Annotated in this window: 3 protein-coding genes; 2 read left to right on the top strand and 1 reads right to left on the bottom strand. The window is 68.4% G+C overall.

The window, feature by feature from the left end; all coding sequences use genetic code 11:
* Window positions 1-466 precede the first annotated feature (466 nt).
* Window positions 467-1,708 (top strand): cytochrome P450, encoded by a 1,242-nt coding sequence (locus AB1460_RS36475; RefSeq protein ID WP_368967056.1) that lies wholly within the window; start codon window positions 467-469, stop codon window positions 1,706-1,708.
* A complete protein-coding gene (locus AB1460_RS36480) occupies window positions 1,705-1,896 on the top strand; it encodes a ferredoxin (protein ID WP_368967058.1) in 192 nt (63 codons plus the stop codon). The genes AB1460_RS36475 and AB1460_RS36480 overlap by 4 nt, the downstream gene beginning before the upstream one ends.
* 605 nt (window positions 1,897-2,501) lie before the next feature.
* On the opposite strand, the gene AB1460_RS36485 is transcribed toward AB1460_RS36480, so the two are convergent.
* Complete coding sequence (locus tag AB1460_RS36485; RefSeq protein WP_368967059.1) at window positions 2,502-2,792, bottom strand: DUF1330 domain-containing protein; 291 nt, start codon at window positions 2,790-2,792, stop codon at window positions 2,502-2,504.
* Window positions 2,793-3,113 lie beyond the last annotated feature (321 nt).

The raw sequence follows: 3,113 nt of genomic DNA on the forward strand, positions 1-3,113 counted from the left end.
TCACGACCGTCACAGCCAGGAACAGTCCCAGGCCTGTCACTACCGATCGCGGTCACCCCGACGTGATCCGAACAAGAGACCAAGCAGCTGGCTCACCGCACGCACGTGCGGAAGACAGGGCTAGCGGGTAACTGCGCCCGTCTTTGACGCCTGCCTGGCGAGGGCGCAGGCCAGCGGTCTCGTCCATGAGACCACTGGCGCTGAACGTACAGCCGCGCCGCACCGGCCACCGCCGCCAGGTCGGCCGGGAGACAGTCGCCGGGTCTGGACGAATCATGATCGGGATCGGTCCGCCGCGAACTCGCTTGTCGGGTACTTCGGGCGCCGGTGGGGCTGGAACCGGGCGTTGCATCGGAGGCCAGGCGCTTGATAATTTTCCCAAAACATGCCGAACTGCTTACGGTGTGCGCTATGACGGCGCTCACCGTGGTCATCCCCCGCTGCACGCAGTTGAGAAGGAATGTCGATGGCCGACAGCGACACAAACACCTACCTGGACAACCTCCCGCAGGATCCGGTGCGCCAAGCACAGTTGGTGGAGTTCGCCAGGGAGCGGGCCGCCGACCCCCGCGCGTACTTCTCCCGGTTACGCGCCAAGTGCCCCGTCGACTTCGACGAGGGCGTGTACGGAGTCGTCCAGGCCCTGAAGCGATCCGACGTCGAGCGCGTCCTGCGCGACACGGACGTGTTCTCGAACGTCATGGGCCTCATGGGCAGCGACGAGCCCGTCATCCCGCTCGGCGTCGACCCGCCCCAGCACGCCCAGTACCGGCGCCTGCTCGACCCGCTGTTCAGCCCCAGGCGCATGGCCCTCCTGGAGCCGGCGGTCACCGCTCACGTCAACACGCTCATCGACGGGATCATCGACAGGGGCGAGTGCGACTTCTCCGCCGACGTCGCCGTGCCGCTGCCGTGCTCGACGTTCCTCAGCCTGCTCGGGCTGCCCCAGGAGGACCTTCCGCAGCTGAACCGCTGGAAGGACATCATGATCCGCCCGGACCAGGTCGCTGGCAGCATGGAAGCCGGCGTCAAGCTCCAGGCCGAGACCGCCGTGATCATCTACCAGCGTTTCGCCGACGAGATGGCGATCCGCCGCGCCGAACCGCGCGACGACCTGATCAGCTTCCTGCTCACCGCGGAGGTGGACAACCACCGGCTCACCGACAGCGAGATCCAGCGCACCCTGCTCCTGATGCTCTCCGCCGGGCTGGACACCGTCACGATCTCGTTGCAGTGCATTATCAGTCACCTCGCCCAGCACCCGCAGGACCGCGACGTGCTTCTCACGGAACCGGACAAGCTCGACAGCATCATCGAGGAGCTGATGCGCTGGGAGACGCCGGTGGCGGGCGCTACCCCACGTCGCGCCACCCGCGACACCGAGCTGTCCGGCTGTCCCATCCCCGCCGGCACGCTGGTCATGCCGATGCTCGGGGCCGCCGACCTCGACCCGGACTTCGAGGGCACGCTCCGGCTCGACCTCCGCCGCGGCGACAAGCGGCATCTCGCCTTCGGAGGCGGGCCGCACCGCTGCCTCGGCTCCCACCTGGCCCGCATGGAGCTACGCACGGTTGTGCGCGAATGGCACCGGCGCATCCCGAACTACCGGGTGAAGCCAGGCGTCACCTTGGAATGGAATGGTTCCGCGCTTCGCGGCATCGATTATTTGCCGCTGGTATGGGACGTCACCGGAAAGGCTGGCGAATGAAGATCTCGATCGACTCGGAGCTTTGCCAGGGCCACGGTCGATGCTACGAGCTGGCCCCAAGCCTGGTAACCGACGACGAGCGCGGCCGTGGGACGGTCATGACGCCGGAGGTCCCGGACGAGCTTCTGCCCGAGGCGCGCGCGGCGGCCAACGCCTGCCCAGAACGGGCCTTGCTGCTCAGCGAGTGACGGCACGAACGGTTTGACCGGGCGGCGCCCGGCGCTACCACCAAGCGCCGGGCGCCCTCGCCAGCCCCCTTGGGATCCCACCGCACGAGCGCGGCGATCCCGTCCCGTGAAGGGCTTCGAGCCGGCGGACCTCGCCCACGGTCGAGAAGGCGTTCGGCATCCTCGAGGAGCTGTTCAGCCGTCGCTGATCAGTGCTTGGCGGGCGGCCTCGAGTACGCGGTCGGAGATCTCCGTGCCGGCGGTCGCGCGGGCGAGCACGAGGGCGCCCACGAGCGTGGCCACGTCCGCGAGGCTGCCCAGTTCCCGGGCATGAAGATCAACACCTTACGCGTACACGTCGACAGCGGTCCCATGGTCATCGTGCGAGAGATCGCCCCGAAGGGGGCCAGGGGTCAAGCCCGCACAGCGGAGGGCAGAGCCCCTTCGAGCGAGCACCACGCGCAACCCCGACCACAGCAAGTGCCGGCGCCTCAGCGCAGCGCCAACCCGACCCTCTCGTCAGCCCCGGACCCGACCAGCCACCGCCGTACGCCAGGGCCGCCTACCTCCCCGTCGGCGCCGGCGAACGGCGCCACCCGTCGCCCGCCGGCGCTCGTCCGAGCTCGTCAGAGCCCGGCAATGATCGCAACGTTGCTGTCGGCCGCGGCCTGGCGCAGTGGGATCGCCTTGGAATAGGCCTCCGAGGCGTACCAGGCCTTGGCCGCCTCGACCGAGTCGAACTCCAGGACGACGGTCTGGCTGCCGTGCCACTCGCCCTCGAGCACCTCCGGTGACCGGTCGGCCGCCAACAGCCGCGCGCCGCCTTCAGCCATGCTCCCCATGGCGGCCTTCGCGTACTCGGCCATCCCGGCCGGGTCCTTGATCGCCTCTGTGACCACTACATACGCCTTCGGCATGAACCCAGTTCTCCTGTCGACGGTGTTCGGTATCATCCCGGCGGTCGACCCGGTGATGACGATCGAGCCGTACCGGGGCAGGCGCGGCCAATGCCCCGGTCGAGCACCTCGGTGGCGGTTAGCGTACGGCCGGTGACCATGAGGTCATCAGCCGCACCGGGCCCATCGCGTGAAACGGCCACCTGGCTATCGTAAGTGCCTGTCCTGAATCTTGATGGTCATTGACTCTGGGTGGTCTTCCTGGGAGTCCAGCGGGGGACGGGGGTGCCGCGGGCAAGCCGGTGGGCCATCGTGCGGATCATGGCCCAGTAGACGAAGGTG

Source organism: Parafrankia sp. FMc2 (assembly GCF_041008525.1).
Lineage (GTDB): Bacteria > Actinomycetota > Actinomycetes > Frankiales > Frankiaceae > Parafrankia.

Excerpts from the sequence above, each read along its gene's own strand:
- AB1460_RS36485 (WP_368967059.1), bottom strand. The coding sequence starts at position 2,792 with ATGCCGAAGGCGTATGTAGTGGTCACAGAGGCGATCAAGGACCCGGCC.
- AB1460_RS36475 (WP_368967056.1), top strand. The coding sequence starts at position 467 with ATGGCCGACAGCGACACAAACACCTACCTGGACAACCTCCCGCAGGAT.
- AB1460_RS36480 (WP_368967058.1), top strand. The coding sequence starts at position 1,705 with ATGAAGATCTCGATCGACTCGGAGCTTTGCCAGGGCCACGGTCGATGC.